The sequence below is a fragment of the Mesorhizobium kamtschaticum genome, assembly GCF_056174585.1.
Window position 1 is genome coordinate 716,765 of the sequence record NZ_CM149691.1, and the last position, 18,866, is coordinate 735,630.

At 63.9% G+C, this 18,866-nt stretch carries 16 protein-coding genes, 1 tRNA gene and 1 pseudogene; 8 read left to right on the forward strand and 10 right to left on the reverse strand.

The genetic code is table 11. The features are described from left to right. Positions 1-1,188, forward strand: a complete 1,188-nt coding sequence (locus AC0V7N_RS03355; protein ID WP_475454685.1) for a mandelate racemase/muconate lactonizing enzyme family protein — start codon at positions 1-3, stop codon at positions 1,186-1,188. On the opposite strand, the gene AC0V7N_RS03360 is transcribed toward AC0V7N_RS03355, so the two are convergent. Continuing rightward, positions 1,189-2,220 carry a substrate-binding domain-containing protein gene (locus tag AC0V7N_RS03360; protein ID WP_475454687.1) on the reverse strand — a complete coding sequence of 344 codons (1,032 nt, stop codon included), beginning with the start codon at positions 2,218-2,220 and terminating at the stop codon, positions 1,189-1,191. 241 nt (positions 2,221-2,461) lie between these two features. On the opposite strand from AC0V7N_RS03360, the gene AC0V7N_RS03365 reads away from it, so the two are divergent. From AC0V7N_RS03365 to AC0V7N_RS03380, 4 genes are all read left to right on the forward strand, one after another. Then, positions 2,462-3,472 (forward strand): ABC transporter permease, encoded by a 1,011-nt coding sequence (locus AC0V7N_RS03365; protein ID WP_475454689.1) that lies wholly within the window; start codon positions 2,462-2,464, stop codon positions 3,470-3,472. Between the two features lie 65 nt (positions 3,473-3,537). Beyond that, on the forward strand, positions 3,538-4,512 hold the full coding sequence (locus AC0V7N_RS03370; protein ID WP_475454691.1) for a sugar ABC transporter substrate-binding protein: 975 nt from the start codon (positions 3,538-3,540) through the stop codon (positions 4,510-4,512). 56 nt (positions 4,513-4,568) lie between these two features. Beyond that, on the forward strand, positions 4,569-6,128 hold the full coding sequence (locus AC0V7N_RS03375) for an ATP-binding cassette domain-containing protein (RefSeq protein ID WP_496627705.1): 1,560 nt from the start codon (positions 4,569-4,571) through the stop codon (positions 6,126-6,128). Beyond that, positions 6,128-6,886 (forward strand): SDR family NAD(P)-dependent oxidoreductase, encoded by a 759-nt coding sequence (locus AC0V7N_RS03380; RefSeq protein WP_475454695.1) that lies wholly within the window; start codon positions 6,128-6,130, stop codon positions 6,884-6,886. The genes AC0V7N_RS03375 and AC0V7N_RS03380 overlap by 1 nt, the downstream gene beginning before the upstream one ends. A 39-nt stretch (positions 6,887-6,925) precedes the next feature. Here AC0V7N_RS03380 and AC0V7N_RS03385 read toward each other — a convergent pair whose 3' ends face one another. After that, the gene (locus AC0V7N_RS03385; protein WP_475454698.1) at positions 6,926-7,837 is read right to left on the reverse strand and encodes a TAXI family TRAP transporter solute-binding subunit; all 912 of its coding nucleotides are present in this window, start codon (positions 7,835-7,837) and stop codon (positions 6,926-6,928) included. A gap of 69 nt (positions 7,838-7,906) precedes the next feature. Here AC0V7N_RS03385 and AC0V7N_RS03390 point away from each other — a divergent pair, with 69 nt between their 5' ends. Next, positions 7,907-8,779, forward strand: a complete 873-nt coding sequence (locus AC0V7N_RS03390) for a LysR family transcriptional regulator (RefSeq protein ID WP_475454699.1) — start codon at positions 7,907-7,909, stop codon at positions 8,777-8,779. Positions 8,780-8,811: 32 nt separating this feature from the next. Here the strand turns inward: AC0V7N_RS03390 and AC0V7N_RS03395 are convergent, their stop codons facing one another. The 6 genes from AC0V7N_RS03395 to AC0V7N_RS03420 form a co-directional block, all read right to left on the reverse strand. Beyond that, positions 8,812-9,711 carry an aldose 1-epimerase gene (locus tag AC0V7N_RS03395; protein WP_475454701.1) on the reverse strand — a complete coding sequence of 300 codons (900 nt, stop codon included), beginning with the start codon at positions 9,709-9,711 and terminating at the stop codon, positions 8,812-8,814. Beyond that, positions 9,695-10,279, reverse strand: a complete 585-nt coding sequence (locus AC0V7N_RS03400; protein ID WP_475454703.1) for an SDR family oxidoreductase — start codon at positions 10,277-10,279, stop codon at positions 9,695-9,697. The genes AC0V7N_RS03395 and AC0V7N_RS03400 overlap by 17 nt, the downstream gene beginning before the upstream one ends. An 8-nt stretch (positions 10,280-10,287) precedes the next feature. Continuing rightward, on the reverse strand, positions 10,288-11,067 hold the full coding sequence (locus tag AC0V7N_RS03405) for a glucose 1-dehydrogenase (protein WP_496627706.1): 780 nt from the start codon (positions 11,065-11,067) through the stop codon (positions 10,288-10,290). A gap of 84 nt (positions 11,068-11,151) precedes the next feature. Next, positions 11,152-12,147: an ABC transporter permease gene (locus AC0V7N_RS03410; RefSeq protein WP_475454707.1), complete on the reverse strand. Its 996-nt coding sequence runs from the start codon at positions 12,145-12,147 to the stop codon at positions 11,152-11,154. 57 nt (positions 12,148-12,204) lie between these two features. Next, positions 12,205-13,743, reverse strand: a complete 1,539-nt coding sequence (locus tag AC0V7N_RS03415; RefSeq protein WP_475460189.1) for a sugar ABC transporter ATP-binding protein — start codon at positions 13,741-13,743, stop codon at positions 12,205-12,207. A 115-nt stretch (positions 13,744-13,858) separates the two neighbouring features. Next, positions 13,859-14,821: a sugar-binding protein gene (locus tag AC0V7N_RS03420; protein WP_475454709.1), complete on the reverse strand. Its 963-nt coding sequence runs from the start codon at positions 14,819-14,821 to the stop codon at positions 13,859-13,861. Positions 14,822-15,425: 604 nt separating this feature from the next. On the opposite strand from AC0V7N_RS03420, the gene AC0V7N_RS03425 reads away from it, so the two are divergent. Both AC0V7N_RS03425 and AC0V7N_RS03430 read left to right on the forward strand, forming a co-directional pair. Next, a complete protein-coding gene (locus AC0V7N_RS03425; RefSeq protein WP_475454711.1) occupies positions 15,426-16,529 on the forward strand; it encodes a LacI family DNA-binding transcriptional regulator in 1,104 nt (367 codons plus the stop codon). A 175-nt stretch (positions 16,530-16,704) separates the two neighbouring features. Beyond that, positions 16,705-17,010: a zinc ribbon domain-containing protein YjdM gene (locus tag AC0V7N_RS03430; protein ID WP_475454713.1), complete on the forward strand. Its 306-nt coding sequence runs from the start codon at positions 16,705-16,707 to the stop codon at positions 17,008-17,010. Positions 17,011-17,066: 56 nt separating this feature from the next. Here the strand turns inward: AC0V7N_RS03430 and AC0V7N_RS03435 are convergent. Further along, positions 17,067-18,418 (reverse strand): annotated as a pseudogene (locus tag AC0V7N_RS03435) (MFS transporter). A 213-nt stretch (positions 18,419-18,631) separates the two neighbouring features. Beyond that, positions 18,632-18,708: transfer RNA gene (locus AC0V7N_RS03440), tRNA-Arg, on the reverse strand. Between the last annotated feature and the right edge of the window lie 158 nt (positions 18,709-18,866).

The window sequence follows — 18,866 nt, forward strand, 5'->3', positions numbered from 1 at the left end:
ATGAAGATCACCGAGATCGAGACCTTTGCCGTCGGCGCCGGCTGGAAGAACTGGCTGTTCGTCAAAGTCCATACCGACAAGGGCATCCACGGCATCGGCGAAGGCACGCTGAACGGCTTCATCAAGACCACCGAAGCCAGCGTGCATGAGCTCAAGCATCTCGCCATCGGCCAGGATCCGCGCCGCATCAATGCGCTGGCCAAGCGCATGCTGGACAGCGTCTCGCTCGATGGCGGCCATATCCACCGTACCGTCATCGCGGCGATCGAGGTCGCCTGCTGGGACATACTGGGCAAGAGCCTGGGCGTTCCGATCCACCAGCTGCTCGGCGGCCAGGTTCGCGACAGCGTGCTTGGCTACGCCAATGGCTGGTACCGCACCGAGCGTACGCCGGAAGCCTTTCTCGAAGCCGCCAAGGCCGTGCTGGCCAAAGGTTTTAGGGCATTCAAGCTCGACCCGTTCGGCACCGCGCAAGGTTTTATTTCGCGCGAGGAGCTGGACCTCTCCTACGCCATCTGCCGGATGCTGCGCGACAAGCTGCAGAAGGACACGCTGATCCTGATCGACGTGCATGCGCGCTTCACCGAAATCGCGGCCCTGCAGGCAGCGCAAAAATTCGCCGATCTGGATATCTACTGGTGGGAGGAGCCGACCTCGCGCGACCGGCAAGAGACCGTGCACGAAGTGGCGCATCGCTCGCCGATCCCGGTGGCGACGGGTGAAATGTACGACACGGTCGGCCAGTTCTACGCGCTGGCGGCGGGCGGCGGCGTCAACATCTTCCAGCCAGAGCCAATGTCGCTCGGCGGCATCGCGCCATCGGTGCAGGTGGCAAATCTGGCGCTCGCCCATGGCAGCTATATCGCACCACACCAGAGCGGCGGGCCGGTGGCGACGGCGGTGTGCCTGCAACTGGCGGCGGCGGTGCCGAACTTCCTCATCCAGGAGCATTTCGATGCCTTCAACGACCCGTGGACACGCGATCTGGTGACCTGGCACCCAACGGTCGATGCGAAGGACGGCCATCTGTCGCTGCCGGATGCACCGGGGCTCGGCATCGATCTCAACATCGATGCGATCAAGGATCATCCCTACGATCCCGATGCCTATCTCAACGTCCATGCCGAAGGCTGGGAGAAGCGCCTTGGACGGCGTGACGAGACTGCGAAGCCGAAGCGAAAAGGCTGATCAGGCACTCTCGCGGTCGACGATCTCGAAGCCGAGGCTGGTGATGGTCGGCACCTTGGTGTCGCCGCCGAGCCTTGCCAGCAGCTGCCGCACCGCACGGCGACCCATCTCGTAGCGATTGACCTTGACCGTGGTCAGCGGCGGATAGAGCTGGGCTGCCAGATCCATGTCGCCATAACCGGCAATGGCGATCTTGCCCGGCACCGCCCAGCGCCGCCGGTGGCATTCCTGCACGGCGCCGACCGCCAGCGTGTCGCTGGAAAAGAAGATGGCGTCGATATCCCTGTGGCGAGACGTCAGCGTCACCAGCGCCTCGGCGCCGCCCTGCGCGGTGATCGGCACCTCGACCTCCATGTCGGCATGGTTCTTGATGCCGAGTTCGGTGAGCGCGGCATGGTAGCCGGTGCGGCGCTGCTGCAAGCGGTCATTGCCATGGATCGGCGTCGAGACGAAGCCAATGCGCTTGTAGCCCTTGGCCGCCAGATGCATGGTCATGGCGTAGGCGGTCTCGAAATTGGAGACGCCGACCACCATGTCGATCGGCTTGCGGCCCTTGATTTCGGAGATTTCGACCACCGGCGCGCCGCTGCTCTTCAGAAGCGCGCGCGCCGTCTCGCTCTGCACGAAGCTCTGCAGGATCATGCCGACCGGGCGCCAGCCAAGCAAATTGCGGATCGATTTCTCCTCGGCTTCCTGCGTGAATTCGCCCTGCACAAGAAGCATTGAATAGCCACTCTCATGGCATTCGTCCGACATGCCTTGCACCTGTTCGGCGATGCCCGAATTGATCAGCGGCGGCACCACCGTGCCGATCATGCGGCCATTGCCGCGCATGCTGGAGGCCAGCCGGTTGGGTACGAAGCCGGCCTGTTCGATGGCCTCGAGCACCTTGGCGCGGGTTTCCGGCGAGACCATGTCGGGATTGGACAGTGCGCGCGACACCGTCATCGGCGCAACGCCGACACGCTTGGCGATCTCGCGGACGCCGAGGCGTTGCGGCTTCTTCTCGCCCGCCGGCGGCTTGTCGATCATCACCCTGCTCCAAGAGAGCGCGATCCAGCAAAGCAATATCCTGCCGATCGCGTCGCCACTTCATAGCGGTTGTGGCGGACAGTTTCCAGCAACCGGCCCAGCCATCGCCGGGTCGGGGAATTTCGCCGTTGACAAGTTATAATATTATAATCTTAATGGCTGCGAGGAGCGCGCCAAGATCGGCGCGGGTGCGTGGCGCTGGTCGCAAGAGCCGGCGACAGGCACCGCAAGGGAGGTCAGGATGGACAGCGTGGCTGAGGTGAGCTCGCCGCCGCGGGACGCGCAATCGTTCCGGCGGCGACTGATCGGCTTCATTGCCGTCGGCGAAGTCGGCGTGCTGGCAGCGATGGCCCTGCTGATCGCCTTCTTCTGGTTGCTAGAACCGGCGTTTCTGTCGGAGCGCAACATCCGCGCCATTCTCAACGTCGTCTCCTTTGTCGGCATCATTGCCATCGGCCAGACCATCCTGCTGGTTGCCGGCGAGTTCGACCTGTCGGTCGGCTCGGTGGCTGGACTGTCGGCCGTGGTCGCGGCCAAGCTGATGACCGCGGCCGCCCTGCCGGTCACGGTCGGCATTCTCGGCGGCATCGGCGTCGGAGCCCTGATCGGGCTGCTGAACGGCCTGATCGTCGTCAGGCTCGGCATTCCCACCTTCATCCAGACGCTCGGCATGCTGTTCATCGGCCAGGGCCTGATCCAGGTGGTGACCGGCGGCTATCCGGTCTACCCGCTGCCGGAGGCGATCAACACGATCGGCGGCACCGACCTTGCCTTCGGCCTCGGCTGGAGCTTTGCCTTCTTCATCATCGCGGCCGTCATTGCCGACTTCGTCCTGCGGCGCACCGTGCTCGGGCGCAACATGTATGCCACCGGCGGCAACCAGGAAGTGGCGCACGTCGTGGGCATCAACACCAATGCCTACAAGATCGGCGCCTTCATTGTCGTCGGCGCGCTGTCGGCGATCGCCGGCATGTTCGTCATGGCCGATCTCGGCAGCGGCGGCACCTCGATCGGCAGCGGCTGGGAATTGACGGTCATCGCCGGTGTCGTGGTCGGCGGCGTCAGCCTCTTCGGCGGCGCCGGCACGGTGGCCGGCGGCGTTGTCGGCATTCTTTTGCTGAAAATTGTGCAGAGCGGCCTCGTCGTCATCGGCGTCAACTCCAACTGGCAGCAGATCGCGGTCGGCGTGATCATGGTCATGGCCGTCGGCCTCGACATCGTGCGCCGCCGCTACTTCATCGCCGGAGCCTGAGCAAATCGCGGGAAATGTGGATATTGCGCCGGCAAAAAATACCGGCGAACCAAGGGAGGTACGACATGAGAATAAATCTGAAGAACGGACTGATCCGCACCGCGCTCGTCGCGGCGGCAGTAGCCACGTCGCTCGGTTTAGCGAGCCTTGCCCAGGCGGCGGACATCCACCTGCTCTGGGTACAGGCGATGAAGGATCATCCCGTGCACCGGCTGATGCAGGCGGGCTTCCTCAACAAGTGCAAGGAACTCGGCTATACCTGCGAGGTCGTCGGCGACCCGAGCGCCACCAACTGGGACATCCCCGCAACGCTGCCGCTGGCCGAGGCCGCCCTTGCCCGCACCAAATACGACGCCATCGGCGTCTATGGCGTGGATCCGGCGATCTATTCCTACATCACCAAGCTTGCCAAGGAAGGCTTCCCGATCGTCACCTGGCATGTCCTGCCGCCGGAAGGCACCGTCAATGGCTTGAAGGCGGCGACCGGCGAAGACATCGCCGAGGTCGGCGCCAATGCGGCGATCGCGATTGGCGACAAGCTCGGCGGCAAGGGCACGGTGGCGCTGACGCAAGGCGCTTCCAACGATACCGAGAACGCCATGTCGGACGCCTTCCGCAAGACCATCGCGGCGAAATACCCCGGCATCAAGGTGCTCGACACGCAGATGGAAGGTTTTGAGCCGTCGGCGGCCGAGGCAAAAGCGGTGGCCATCCTGCAGGGCAATCCTGACGTGACCGCCGCCTTCGGCACCACCGGCAACAGCATCCAGACCTGGTCGGGCGCTGCCCGCAAGGCCGGGCGCGATGTCGTCATCATCGGCATGGACTATATCAGGCAGAACCTCGACCTGGTGAAATCGGGCGCCGCCTACGGCATCGTCGCGCAGCCGCTCTATGAAGAGAGCGCCAAGGTTGCCGAACTGCTCGGCGACCTCGCCCAGGGCAAGACCGTGCCCTACAACAACCCATTGCCGGCCAAGGTGATCACCGCTGCCGACCTCGATCCCTATTACAAGATGCTGGACAGCGCCGGCCAGTAACACCCTGCTGCCGGGTCCGCATCTGGCGGGCCCGGCAACATCCTGAGAGGACCGCCGTGTCGACCACCCAAGCGCAGCTGTTTTCGGCCACCGCCATCGCCAAGAATTTTGGCGGCGTGCAGGCACTGCGCGGTGTCGATTTCGATGTCGTTGCCGGCGAAATCCACGCCCTGCTTGGCCAGAACGGCGCCGGCAAGTCCACGCTGGTCAAGATCCTCAACGGCGTGCATCCGGCCGGTTCCTACACCGGCACGATCCAGCTCGACGGCCGGCCCGTCAGTTTCGCCTCGCCCGCCGATGCGCGATCGAACGGTGTCGGCTACGTGCCGCAGGAAATCGAGGTGCTCGAACAGCTTTCGGTCGCCGAGAACGTCTTTGCCGGCCGCACCGGTCTGGGCGACGGCATGCTGGTCCACCAGCGCAAACTCGAGTTGCGTGCTGGCGAAATCTTTGCCGACCTCGGCATCGACATCAATCCCAGGGCCTATGTCGCGTCGCTGACCTCGGCGCAGCGCCATCTGGTGATGATTGCCCGCGCCATTGTCATGAAACCGCGCGTGCTGATGCTGGACGAGCCGACCGCTTCGCTTTCCGGCACCGAGGTCGACGCGCTGTTCCGCGTGCTGCGCCGCCTGAAGGCGCAAGGCGTGGCGATGATCTACATCACCCACCGCCTGCCCGAGGTGCTGGCCATCTGCGACCGCGCCACCGTGCTGCGCGACGGGCAAGTGGCGGTGCGGATCGCAAGAGAGGACTTCGACGCCGAGACCTTCATCTTCTCGATGTCGGGGCAAAGACTGCAGCGACTGTTTCCCGAACATGCAGCACCCGTCGGCGCGCCGACCGCGCTGGACGTTCGCCACCTCACGGTCGCCCGCCATAGCGGCGCCGTCCATGGCGCCAGGGATATCAACCTCTCCGTAGCGTCAGGCGAGATCGTTGGGCTGGCCGGACTGCTGGGCTCCGGCCGCAGCGAAATCCTGCACGGGATCTATGGCCGCGTTCCCGCCGATGGCGAAATCCGAGTCACTGGCCGGACCGTATCGATCAGATCGCCGAGCGACGCCCGCGCGGCCGGCATTGCGCTGCTGACCGAGGACCGCAAGCGTGACGGCCTGCTGTTCAACCTGCCGGTCGGCGCCAACATCACCATCGGCAATCTCGCTCCCTTGTCGCGGCACGGCATGGTGCGTGGCGGGCTGGAGCGCAGTTCCATCCTCGCCGCCATGAGCGCGCTCAACGTCAAGGCGTCGTCGCCGCAGGCTTCGGTCACCCATCTGTCGGGCGGCAACCAGCAGAAGCTGCTGTTTGCTCGCGTGCTGATGCGGGCGCCGAAAGTGCTGCTGCTCGACGAGCCGACCAAGGGCGTCGATGCGGCAACCCGGCACGAAATCTACCGGCTTGTCGTCGAACTTGCCGAGAAGGGTGTGGGCTTGCTCATCGTGGCTTCCGAGATCGAGGAACTGATCGGCCTTTGCGACCGCTGCCTCGTCGTTGCCGACGGCCGCATCGTCGACGAATTCGGCCGAGGCGAGGGTGGCGAGGATCGTGTCTTGCGGTCGGTGACGGCGGCGCAGGCCGAGCGCCATGCCATGGCTGCACAGGTTTCGTCATGATGTTCGCCGGCAAACGTATTTTTGTCACGGGAGCTGCAACCGGCATTGGACAGGCGACGGCGGAATACCTAGCTGCAGAGGGTGCCAAGGTTTTCGGCGCAGGGCTGGATGGCGATGATGGGAGGGCACTTGCCAGCCGCCACGCCGAAAGCCGGTTGATCTTCCGCGAGAGCGACCTCACCCGTGAAGACGACGTCCAGGCTGCCGTATCGGCAGCCAATACACGGTTCGGAGGGCTCGACGCCGTCGTCAACTGCGCCGGCATCTATCCGACCGGCAAGCGGCTTGAGGACGTTTCCGACGCGGAGTGGGACAGGGCGATCGCCGTCAATCTGACGGCCATCTTCCGCGTCTGCCGCGCGACCTTGCCGCTGCTGCGCGCGGCCGGCGGCGGCTCGGTCGTCAACATCGCCTCCGTGCATGCCGACGCAACGGTACCCGGCGTGCCCGCCTATGCCGCGACCAAGGCAGCCGTCGTCGGCCTGTCGCGCCAGATGGCGCTCGACTATGCCGTCGACCGCATCCGCGTCAACGCCGTGCTGGTCGGCTCCGTTGCCACGAGAATGACGCTGGACGGGCTGGAAGCGGCCGGCGGTGCCGAAGCACTGGGCCTGTCCTTCGAGGCCAACCGCATCGCGCGCATCGCCAACCCCTCCGAGATCGCCACCGCAATCGGCTTCCTGATCTCGGATGCCTCGTCCTTCGTCACCGGCAGCGCCATGCAAGTGGATGGTGGTCTGCTGGCGCGGCTGCTCTAGGGCAAGACCACGGCACCCGACTGCTTCAGCCGGGCCTCCTCAACTCATGAAGCCGAGTTCCTGGAATGCCCGCGAGGCGCCTGGATGCATCGGCGCCGGAACATTCCTCCAGGCCGTCCGCGGATTGAGCGCCGCGAGGCTTGGGTGAATCCTCGGCAGTTTTTTGCGATGTTCGAGCAGGGTCCTGGTAATCGCATGTATGTCGCTCTCCGGCGCATCCGAGGATGCGACAAGCACTGTCTGGACGAACGATGTCGCGATATCGCCATCGCACAGGCCGGGATAGGTGCTTTTGGGAATGACCCCGCTTCCGTGTCCCCACTCGCGCGACAGATGCGAGATCACCTTGCCGGAGAGCGCCGACAGACGCAGTGCCTTGGTGGCGGACGCGTGGGCAATGCTTCGAGCCGGCAGTGTTGTCGCACCAAAGACGTAGTCGATCTGCCCTTTCGCCAAGGCGTCGACCAGAGCGTCGTACCCGTCGAGGACGATCTTGCCTCCGCGTCGCACGATGTCCTTGTAGGATGTCTCACAGAAGCCGAGAACACGGCGAAACACCAGCTCGTCTGTCGTATCCTCGGGTGGTGCTCCAAAGCGCAATCCATCGATGCGGAGAGCTTCCGACAGGTCCGCGGGGCCCTTGGCCCCTTTCAGCAGATTGTATGGAAGCGGCGACCAGCCTGTCCCTAGCACGTTCAACCGATCCATTGGGCTCGTAAACGGTTCACCGCCGTTTCTCGCGGCACTGGCAACGACATCTATACTCATCCCGACATCCGCGCGGCCTGCCTGAATATTCTCAAGATTGCTCCGGCCGCCGCCCGCGAAAAGCTGGACGTTGAGAGTGGGGTTGGCTTCGTTGATCAGCTCCACGAGCCCCTGGCTCATCTCGTACCAGCCATCTCCAGGATTGCCGCCGAGCCAAATGAGTTTGCGTTTCGTCTGTGCCATTGATCGCTCCTTTGTGTCTGTTGAAGCCATTGTGGCGGTCGCCGTTTAATTGTAAAATTAAATGTTTCCATGAAATTAATCGCAGATTTGGATATTGAAATGGATCTCGACCTGCTGAAAGTGTTCCTGACCGTGGTTGAAGCGGACGGCTTCACACGGGCGGCCGATCGGCTGGCGCGGACGCAATCCACCATCAGCCAACAAATACAGCGCCTTGAGGAAGAGGTCGGGCAGCCGCTGATTCTCCGCCAGCGTGCGGGACGCAGTGTCGCCCTGACACCGTCAGGAGAAATCCTGGTGCCATATGCGCGCCGGCTGCTCGACATTTCGTCCGAAGCGCGCACGATGGTCTCGAAGGAGAAGCGGCAGGTCGTGGTTCGTCTGGGGGTGACTGAAGACCTGTCGAGCAGCCTGCTCGTGCAGTTGCTCGAATCCTGCAGGTTGCATTTGCCCGACATCAGGCTGGAAGTTACCTCCGCGTGGGGCGACGTTCTCAACAGGCTGCAAGCCAACGGGGAGCTCGACCTTGCGCTGGTCAAGCAACCGCGTGGGAGCCCGGCGCTGGCTGCACGGCCTGAAGACGCGGTGTGGGTCGCTTCGCCCGAATTCGACTCGTCCGCCGACGTGGTTCCTCTGGCAGTGTTCCCGCACGGTTGTCTTTATCGTTCCCAGGCCACCGAGGCCCTGACCGCAAGCGGACGGGCCTGGCAAATTGCATTCACCGGTCAAGGTCTCGCGGCGGTGCAAGCAGCCGTCCTTGCCGGTCTAGGCGCGGCAATTCTGGCAGAGGATACTATCCCGGCCAGGATGCGACGGTTAGGTTCTTCCGAAGGGTTTCCGTCTCTCCCTCGTCTGGATCTTGCCCTGCTCGCATTGAAACCACTTTCGCCACCGATGGCGGCTGTCGCCGGCCATCTGGAGTCTGTGATTTTTTCCAGCTGACGCCGGTTTTGAAATCGAACCTCTGTTTGGCATCACGCCCCGAGCGCGAAGGGCGTGAATGAGACGTTGCCGACAGCACTTTCCCCTTGGGCGAGCACGATCACGCCTTCTTCCGGATCGTCCCATCGGCCTCGGTTGAACGCACCCGAGGCGTTGGTCTGCGGCTCGACGCAGAAAAATGGCTTGGTCGGATCGGCGTAGAGCATCAGGTGCTTGAAAACCGCATCACCCTTGATGCGCAGTCCCGCGCCGCGTGCCGGATAGCGGAGCGTCGCTTCACCGCCCCAGCCGCCATAGTCATTGTTGCGCCAACCGCCCGGCAAGAGCCGGTGCTCGGCAAAGTCGAGTTCGGGCGACAAGGTGATCGGATCGCCCGCAATGCCATCGGGCTCTTCAAGGTAGAAGCGCCTGGCCCTGAACTGCAATGTCACGTCGGGGTCGCGATCGAACCAGGGATGCAAGCCGAAGCCGAACGGCATGGCGACCGGCCCCGCGTTGGTCAGTGTCATGGTCACGCGCAGGCCCCCATCGGAGACCGTGAAAGTCTGGGTCGCGCGGTAGGAATAGGGGTCGGCTCCGGCAGCAATGTCCAGCGACAGCGTGGCGTTGGCGGTTCCGGCCTCGGTGACGGTCCAGGCGTGTTGCCAGCCGCTGCCATGCACGTTGAACTTTTCGGGCGGATTGTTGGGCATGACCTGCCAGCTTTTTGCCCCGAAATCGAAGGCGTTTCCGGCGATGCGGTTGGCATAGGGCGTCATCGGGAACATGGCGACGCCAAGCACATTGCCGGCCTCGCGATCACCATCCGAGAGCCGGCGCATGAGATCGATGCCGCGCCAGCGCAGCGAACTCACGGAGCCGCCGATTTGTGGCACCAGCCCGACTTCGAGTGTTCCCGATCGGATGTTCACCAATTCAGAAATTGCGCCCATAGCCTGCCGTCCATCCACCGTCGACGCCCAGCATCTGGCCCGTCGTGTAGGTGTTGAGTGGATCGCAGAAGAACAGCACGGCTGCAACCGCTTCCTCGATGCTGCCGGCGCGGCCAACCGGTGTGTGGCTGAGCATGGCCTTGTCGCCTGACACCACGGTCTCATCCTCGACCGCCCCGACGCCGACGGCGTTGACCAGCACTCTTGGCCCGAACTCCATGGCCAGCGTGCGCATGCCGGCGAGGATCGAGGCGTTCTCCATGGAAAAGCGCGGATGGCGGCGCATCGGCATGCCGGCGGTCGCCGACAGCAGGAAGATGACGCGCCCGCTGCCGCGCTCTGTCATGGCGACCGCCATCTTGCGCGCATCGGCGTAGAGCAATCTCGGATCCCCCGCCGCTGTTCCGGGCCGCAGCGGACAGGACATCAGTAGGATATCGGCGGCGCGCGCGTCGGAGCCCTCGACAAGAATCCCACCATTGGCCTGTAACGCCGTGATCGCTGCTTCGGCGACCGGGTTGCTGTCGCCATCAAGCGTCACCGTGGCGCCATTGAGATCGATTTCCATCGCGTCACTCACATCATGTACCCCGCCGTCCAACCGCCATCGACAGCCAGGACCTGGCCATTGACATAGCTGGCGGCAGGCGAGGCCAGGAACAGCACCGCCTCGGCGATCTCCCGCGGCTCAGCCGGGCGGCCGAGCGGCACATGGGCCAAAAATTCCTGCGTGCGGCCGGCGAACTTGCCGTCCTCGCCATAAAACAGCTTGGCGGTCAGCGCCGTCATCACCGAACCCGGTGCGATGGCGTTGGTCAGGATGCCCTTGGCGCCAAGCTCGATCGCCATCGACCGGGTCAGATGGATGATGCCAGCCTTGGCAGCGACGAACGGGCTTTGCAGGCGCATGGCGGCAAGGCCGACCACGGAAGCGATGTTGACGATCCGGCCGCCTCTGCCGGCGGCGAGCATGGGGCCAAGTGCCGCCCGGCTCATGATGAAGAGGCCGTCGAGGTCGATGCCGGTGATTCGGTCCCATTCCTCGGCGGGGAATTCATCAATGGTGACGCGGTGCGCCAGCGTGTTGACGCCGGCATTGTTGATGAGGATGTCGAGGCGGCCGTGCCGTTCCATGATCGCAGCGACCGTGCTGTCGACCGATGCGGGATCACGGATGTCGGTGGCGCAGGCCATGGCATCGGTCAACCCGGCCGCTACTTCGCTTGCACCCTCGCCGTTGATGTCGGCAACGACAACCGCGGCGCCATTGTCGGACAAGCGTCTGGCGATGGAGCTGCCGATGGCGCCAGCGGCCCCCGTGACCAGCGCTACCTTGCCTCGCAAATCGCAGCGCATGTCCCGTCCGCCCCCGACTTATTTCGGGTTATGCTATTATAATATTCTTAAGGCGCGGACAAGCAATTGCGCCGCGGCAAGTCGTTATTCCGCTGGCGCACCCGCCACGTTTTTGCGGGCCGCATCGATCATCAGACGTCGCGCGCGGAACACACCCCATTGCTGGTCGACGAGCACGCCGATAAGGATGACGCCGCCCATCACCGCGAAGTTGAGGGAGGACGGGATGCCGAGCAAATTGACGAGGTTCTGCAGCTCCTGCAGCAGCACGGTGCCCAGCACGACGCCGATCAGCGAACCCTCGCCGCCGCGCAGCGAGAAGCCGCCGAGAACCGCCGCGGCGATGGCATAGAGCTCGTAGAACTGGCCGTGGCTGGCCGGTGAGATCGAGCGCGTATACATGGCGAAATAGATCGCCGACAGCGCCGTCAGCACGCCGCAGATGACATAGGCGGCCATGACGATGCGGCCGGTGCGGATGCCGGAATATTTCGCCGCCTCCTCGTTCTTGCCGATGGCGTAGAGATAGCGGCCGAACACCGAGCGGTGCAGAACCACCCACATGATGATGGCGATGACGATCAGCGCGATGAAGCTGTTCGGCACGCCCCAGGAGCGGCCGGCGGTGAGGAATTCCAGGTCCGGAAAATTCTGGCCGAAGGCAAAGCCGGCGGTACCGTCGCCGGTGTAGAAGCGCGCCACGCCGCGATAGATCAACAGGCCGCACAGCGTGACGACGAAGGGCTGCAATTTGAGCCGCGTGATCAGCCAGCCATGCGCCAGACCGATGATAGCGCCGAGCACCAGGATGAGCACGAAGGCAACAGGCCATCCCATGCCACGCACGGCAATGAAGTCGATGAACAGCGTGCCCAGCAGCGCCACCACCGAGCCGACCGACAGTTCGATGCCGCCGGTGATGATGACGAAGGCCTGGCCGATCGACAGGATGCCGAACAGGCCGATCAGGTTCGAGGTGTTGGCAAGATTGATCGGCAACAGGAAGCGGGGATTGATGATAGCGACGATGGCGCCCACCACCAGGATCAGGATCAGCAGGCCGAGATCTTTCTTGCTCATCGTCGTCTCCCCAATGCCTGCCTGAGCGGACCGCGCTTGCGCGAGCCCCGGCAAAAACTATTTCGGCTGCTTGCCCACCGCCAGCAGCAGCACGTTTTCCTGGCTGAACTGATCCTTGTCGAGAATGCCGGAGATCTGGCCCTCATGCATGACGGCGATGCGGTCGGACACGCCGATCACCTCTTCCATGTCGCTGGAGATCATCAGCACGGCGACGCCCGCGTCCGCCAGCGCGCGCATCAGCCCGTAGATTTCCGCCTTGGCGCCGATATCGATGCCGCGCGTCGGCTCGTCGAGGATCATCACCTTCGGGTTCATGGCCAGCCACTTGCCGAGCACGACCTTCTGCTGGTTGCCGCCCGACAGCGTACCGGTGCGCGTCTGCACCGAAGGCGCCTTGATGCCGAGATTTTTTTTCTGCTTCTCGGCGGTTACCGTTTCGGCGCTCGCGGAGACCAATGAGCGCTTCGCATGCGCCGGCAGATTGGGCAGCGATATGTTCTGCGCGATCGACAGGTCGAGCAGGATGCCGGTCAGCTTGCGGTCTTCCGGCACCAGGAAGATGCCATGCGCGACGGCGTCGGCCGCCGAGCCCAGCACAAGCGGCTTGCCGTCGAGCTCGAGCGCGCCGCCAAGGCTGCCGTCGATGCCGAAGAACACGCGCGCCAGTTCGGTGCGGCCGGAACCGACCAGGCCGGCAAGGCCGAGGATCTCGCCGCGCCTGACGTCGAGGTCGACCGGCCGGCTGGGATAGGTGGGAGTGCGGATGGCCTTGGCCGCAAGTGCCGTGGCGCCCGGCGCCCGCGCGGCCTCGGAGGCCTTTTCGCGCTCCTTCAGCATGCGGCCAATCATCAGCTTGACCATCTGGTCGTGGCCGATGTCGCGCTTTTGCAACGTGCCGGCCAGCATGCCGTCGCGCAGCACGACGACACGGTCGGCGACGCGCTCGACCTCGTGCAGGCGGTGCGAGATGAAGATGACGCTGATGCCGTCGGCCTTCAGCGCCTTGATGACGTCGAGCAATTTGTCGGTCTCGGCGATCGGCAGGCTCGATGTCGGCTCGTCGAGGATGACCAGCCTTGCCTTGATCGACAGCGCCTTGGCGATCTCGACCATCTGCTGCTGGGCGAGCGACAGGTCGGCGACTTGCGTGTCGGCGGAGAAATTGGCACCGACGCGCTTCAACAGCGGCGCCACCATCTCCCGCAGCTTCGTGCGGTCGACGAGTTTCAGCGGCCCGGCGCGCAGCGGTTCGCGGCCAAAGAAGATGTTGGCCGCGACGTCGAGATTCTCGAACAGATTGAGTTCCTGGTGAACGAAGGCGATGCCGGATCCGAGACTGCCTTCGACGCTCAGGCCTTTATGGGCAGTGCCGTCGACCGTGATCGTACCGGTGTCCGGCGTGGTGACGCCGCCAAGGATCTTCATCAAGGTCGACTTGCCGGCGCCGTTTTCACCGACGAGGCCGATGACCTCGCCCGGCCTCACCTCCATCGAAAAACCATCGAGCGCGACAACACCCGGATAGGTCTTGCGCACGTTCTCGAGGCTTAGGAACGGTGTCATCGCTGCGATGGATGTATCGGAATAGTTCATCATGCCTGACAGCAGTTAGCGGGCCGGCCTTCCGGCAGACTGACGATCCCAGCAGGGTTCGTCAATGCGCGCAGCCGGCTCAAGCAGAGCTGAGCCGGCTGAACTGCCTGTGGTCTTAGTTTCCAGACATCGCCTTCAGATTGGCGGCGTAGGCGTCGACGTCACCCTTGCCGATGATCTTGGTCGGGATGATGATGAGGTTGCCTGCCGGGATGCCCGACTTGTCGCCCTTGAGATAGGCAGCCATCAGCTTCATGCCCTGATAGGCCCATTCGAAGGGTTGCTGCACGACGGTGGCGGCAATGGTGCCTTCCTTGACGCCGCCCAGCGTGATCGGATCATCATCGAAACCGACGACGGTGATCGAGCCGAGCTTGCCGGCATCGCGCAGCGCTTCATAGATGCGCGGCGTGTTGTAGGAGTAGAAGCCGACCATGCAGGTGACGTCGGGGCTGGCGACCAGCGCATCCTCGACATTCTTCTTGGCGCGGGCCTGGTCGATGTCGTCACCGCGCACGTCGACGAGCTCGATCTTGGTGCCGGCCAGGCCATCCTTCATGCCCTGGATACGCTCCTTGGCATTGTCGGCGCCGAGCAGGCCGACGAAGCCGAGGCACTTGCCGCCGTTCGGCATCGCCTTCTTGGCGATTTCCGCCGCCTGCTTGCCGGCATCGACATTGGACGAGCCGATATAGGCGACGCGCTTGGTCTGCGGGGCGTCGCTGTCGGTGGTGAACAGCGCGGTTTCCGAGGCGATCTTGTTCAGACCATCGGTCGAGGTCTTGGGATCGACGGCCGAGACCATGATGCCCTTGACGCCGGCCGTCACCAGATCGTCCATCAGCCGCTGCTGGATGGCGACCGAGGATTGTTCCGGATATTTGAGCTCCAGCGTATAGTCGGGCAGTTCGCCCTGCGCCTTCTTGACGCCGGCTTCGGCCGCTTTCCAGAAATCGGAAGCGCCGTTGACGACGAAAGCCAGCGTCGGCTTGTCGTCAGCGCGTGCGATGGCCGTCGCCGTCAGGCCGACAACCAGGGCCGCGGCGGCCACGGATGCATTGCGTATCAAGGACTTCATGTTCAACCTCCCGTTTTGGTCCAGCCTTCGGGCTGACCGGTCTTACTCACTAGAATTGCCTTGCTCACCTGAGTTTTGCCGTTTGCAGCTTGGACGCCCCTCCTCCTCAGGGGTTCCCGGCACTGAAAGAATGGCGTCGTCCAGCCACGATCACGGACTTTAGAGACTCATCCCTCATTCGTAAATAGTCCGATTTGTCTGACATATCACATATCTGCTACAAGGCTCGCGGAGGCAATATCCGCTCGCCATCGGACTATTCACGAGTACTCCCGCCGCACCCGGGACCCATCGGGCCGGACGCGACGGATTGACGTTACAGCGCATCCTTGTATTAGTAAACAGTATTAGTTCTCGCCCGTGCCTGGACACATCGGTGCGGCATCCCGACCGACCTGCCAACGATGGCCTGCCTTGCCAGCGCGGCAGTCCAAGCCTTGCTATTCCTGCCTTTCTGAATACCCGGAGCCGCATGATCGATGGATCAACAACATACTAATAGATATAAATGCGGCGAGGTTTTCTATAAATCGACGCCGCCGCGCCATCTTGTCGGCCCGGCAGGCTGCCGCTAGACAGGCTTGGGATTGGGGACACGAATGCAATGAGCGAGACCAGGGATCCGGCCATCGAGGCCGCGAAGCGCCGCAAGGCGCCGGCAAAGCCCAAAGGGCGGGTCACCATGACCGACATCGCCAGGGCCGCCGGCTGTTCGCAGGCAACGGTTTCCTTCGTGCTCAACAATTCGCCCGGCATCCGGCTGTCGCAGCAGACCCGCGAACGGGTGATCGAGGCCGCAAGAGCGCTGGGCTACAGCGCGCCCGCTTTCTCGGCACTGCGCAAGCCTGTTGCCGCCTTTGATGGGCTTGACGGGGTGATCGGCTTCGCCGTCGACCAGCTGGCGACCAGCCCGGAGGCGGTGGTCGCCATCGAAGGCGCACGCCAGGCTTCGTGGAATGCCGGCAATGTGCTTCTGGTGGCGCAGACCATGGGCGACGCCGTGATGGAGCCGCGCGCCATCCAGGCGCTGACCAGGCGGGGCATTTCGGCGCTGATCTACATGACCATCTTCACGCGCGAGATCACGGCGCCCGATTTCCTCTACAGCCTCGACATTCCGGTGATCCTGCTCAACTGCTACACGGCCGACTATGCCTTCCCGGCCGTGGTGCCTTCCGAGATCGCCGGCGGCCAGAGCTCGACCCGGCATCTGATCAGCCACGGCCACCGCCGCATCGCCACCATCACCGGCGAGCCGTGGATGCAGGCGGCACAGGACCGGCTGAAGGGCTACCGCCGCGCGCTTGCCACCGCCGACATTCCGTTCGACCCGGAGCTGGTGGTCGAGGGCGACTGGTCGGCCAGTGCGGGCTATGCCGCGACGGTGAAGCTGTTGGCGCTGAAGGACCGCCCGACCGCGATCTTCTGCCAGAACGACCGCACCGCGATCGGCTGCTACGAAGCGCTGAAGGAAGCCGGCCTGCACATCCCCCAGGACATTTCCGTGGTCGGCTACGACGACGAGGAAATCGCCCGACATCTGTTTCCGCCGCTGACGACCTCGATCCTGCCGCACATGGCGATGGGCCAATGGGCGATCGAGCAGCTCGAGGCGCCGGCGGCGCCCGGGCAGGGGCGCTATCCCATCACCAAGCTGGAATGCCCATTGGTGGAGCGGGAGAGCGTGCGCGCCGTGGCAGGAGGCTGACGGGTTGAGAGGCGACCGTCTATCTCGGCGTGCTCATCGGCGCCCCCTGCGGTCCGCGGTTGCCGGCATGGACCCGGGAGCCGCGGTTGAGAATAGGCCGCGCCTGATATAGATGGCTCGCGCCAGACCGCCGCATCGGGTCGGAAGGTGTCCAACTCGAGCGACAGAGGCGATCATGGCCGACGAAAACGAAGACTACATCTACGATGAGGCCACCGGTGAATGGCGTCCGGCCTCGGAGATCGCTGCCTCCGCCGAGGCAGGGCGCATTGTGCCACGCGATGCCGCCGGCAATGTTCTTGCCGACGGTGATTCGGTGATCCTGATCAAGGACCTCAAGGTGAAAGGCGCCAGTCAGACGCTGAAGCAGGGGACCCTGATCAAGTCGATCCGGCTCACCGACAATCCGGATGAAATCGATTGCCGGCATGAGGCGATCAAGGGCCTCGTCCTTCGCACGGAGTTCGTGCGCAAGCGGTGAGCGTTAGCGGCTGGCCGCGATGCTGAACACGCGGTCGGCACGGGACCCGGGCAGAGCTATTTATCGATGTCGATATCCCTGGTCTCCTGCCCGATCAGCAGCGCGATCAGCGTCAGCACGGCCATCGCCGAGAGATAGACGCCGACCCAGAACGGGCTGCCGCCGCCGACGCGCCACAGCGCCACCGCTATGAACGGCGCGACCGCGGCGCCAAGGATCGAGGAGACGTTGTAGGCGATGCCCGAACCCGTATAGCGGACGCTGGCCGGAAACAGTTCCGGCAGCAGGGCGCCCATCGGCCCGAAGGTCATGCCCATGAGGGTGAAGCCGATGATGAGCCAGGCCATGACACCGACGGTGCCGACCGCCAGTATGGGAACCCAGAGCAAGCCGAAGACAATGATGCCGAGCGTGATCGCGATCAGTGTCTTGCGCCGCCCCCAACGCTCCGCCCACGGGCCGGAAACCAGGGTGAAGATGCCGAAGAACACCACGCCGATGATCATCATCAGCACGAAGGTCGTGTAGTCGTAGCCGAGGCCCGGAACCGCGCCTGTGGGCGCAGCCCGGCCATAGCTGAGCGAGAAGGTCGTCATCAGGTAGAACAGCACGTAGGTCGCCAGCATGTAGAATGTGCCGAGGATCAGCTGCCGCCAGTGCGTCTTCACCGCTGCCGCCAGCGGCACCTTCTTGACCTCGCCTTTGCGGACCGCGTTTTCGAAGGCAGCACTTTCAACCAGGCTGAGGCGCACCCATAGGCCGATGGCGACCATGACGATCGAAAACAGGAACGGGATGCGCCATCCCCACGCCAGGAAGGCGAGCGAAGGCCGCGACGGATCGTCGGACGGCAATGCCGCGGCAATGATCAGGAACAGCCCGTTGGCAATGATGAAGCCGATAGGCGCGCCAAGCTGCGGAAACGTGCCATAGATCGCGCGCTTTCCCTGGGCGCATTCTCCGTCGCCACCAGGGCCGCCCCGCTCCATTCGCCGCCGAGCGCGAAGCCCTGCGCCAGCCGCAGCAGGACCAGCAGCGCTGGCGCAAACCAGCCGGCCACGGGATAGGTCGGCAAGAGGCCGATCAGGAACGTCGCGACACCCATGGTGAGCAGCGCGCCGACCAGCGTGATCTTGCGGCCGCGCCTGTCGCCGAGATGGCCAAAGAAGATGGCGCCAAGCGGCCGCGCGATCATCGCCGCGCCGAACACGGCAAAGGAGGCGAGCAGCGCTGTCGTCTCGTTGCCCGCCGGGAAGAACAGATGCGGGAACACCAGCACCGCCGCCGTGGCGTAGACATAGAAATCGTAGAATTCGATGGTGGTGCCGATCAGGCTCGCCAGGATGACGCGCGAACGCGGATTGGCGGGAACGGCGTTGGCGGACGCTGCGGCGGCTGCGATGGACACTGGGACATACTCCGACGGGACTGGGTAGCGCCCTCTTCTGCTGTCGATGAGGCTATGGCCGAGTGGGTGCGAGCCTCATCAGGATTGATGGGTGGAGATAGGGGGCGGGTGGATTGTTGGCAATGATGGATGGGCGGGCCAGAGGCGGGGAAATTGTCGGCCAGGCTGTTGCAAGGGTTGCACGTTTGCGTGAAGCCGCTTGTTTGAAAGAACTGGCGCACCCGACAGGATTCGAACCTGTGACCTCTGCCTTCGGAGGGCAGCGCTCTATCCAGCTGAGCTACGGGTGCTTCCCGGTGTTCCGGAAAACGAACCAGCCGGCGAACCGGCAAGTCACGGCTTCTTAGCGGAAGCTGGCGCGGGCTTCAACGGGCAATTGGCGGGCCGCAGGGCCGCGAACTGAGATTAACGTGCTTTCGGGATCCTGATGCCATGGGCGTCCCTTGAT